This window comes from Serratia sp. X10, from assembly GCF_017811775.1.
In the GTDB taxonomy this organism is placed as follows: Bacteria; Pseudomonadota; Gammaproteobacteria; order Enterobacterales; family Enterobacteriaceae; genus Serratia; species Serratia ureilytica.
In genome coordinates, this window is sequence record NZ_JAEIOH010000024.1 from 1 (window position 1) to 1,032 (window position 1,032).

Here is a 1,032-nt window from a genome sequence, read left to right on the forward strand (position 1 = left end):
CATGTTCACGTTGTCGCCTGGCATTACCATCTCTACGCCTTCTGGCAGTTCGATGGTACCGGTCACGTCAGTAGTACGGAAGTAGAACTGTGGACGGTAGCCTTTGAAGAATGGCGTGTGACGACCACCTTCATCTTTGCTCAGGATGTACACTTCAGATTCGAACTGGGTGTGTGGCTTGATGGAGCCTGGCTTAGCCAGTACCTGACCACGTTCGATTTCTTCACGTTTGATACCACGCAGCAGAACACCTACGTTCTCACCAGCACGGCCTTCGTCCAGCAGTTTGCGGAACATTTCAACGCCAGTACAGGTAGACTTAACGGTGTCTTTGATACCAACGATTTCAACTTCTTCGCCAACTTTGATAATACCGCGCTCAACACGACCGGTAACAACGGTACCACGACCGGAGATGGAGAATACGTCTTCGATTGGCAGCAGGAACGGTTTGTCGATAGCACGCTCTGGCTCTGGGATGTAGCTGTCCAGGGCTTCGGCCAGTTCGATGATTTTCGCTTCCCACTCAGCTTCGCCTTCCAGCGCTTTCAGCGCGGAACCGCGGATCACTGGCAGGTCGTCGCCTGGGAAGTCGTACGCGGACAGCAGTTCGCGAACTTCCATTTCTACCAGTTCCAGCAGCTCTTCATCATCAACCATGTCGCATTTGTTCATGAATACGATGATGAAAGGAACGCCAACCTGACGACCCAGCAGGATGTGCTCACGGGTCTGAGGCATTGGGCCGTCAGTCGCAGCAACTACCAGGATCGCGCCGTCCATCTGAGCAGCACCGGTGATCATGTTTTTCACGTAGTCGGCGTGCCCTGGGCAGTCAACGTGCGCGTAGTGACGAGTCGGGGTGTCATACTCAACGTGAGAGGTGTTGATGGTGATACCACGAGCTTTTTCTTCTGGCGCGTTATCGATCTGGTCGAAAGCACGTGCAGAACCGCCGTAGGTTTTAGCCAGAACGGTAGTGATCGCTGCAGTCAGGGTAGTTTTACCGTGGTCAACGTGGCCGATAGTACC

General features: G+C 53.7%; 1 protein-coding gene. It reads right to left on the bottom strand.

Annotation, left to right across the window (positions count from 1 at the left end):
* The coding region (tuf, locus tag J9788_RS24970; RefSeq protein ID WP_193550338.1) for an elongation factor Tu at positions 1–1,032 on the bottom strand (1,032 nt) is incomplete at both ends.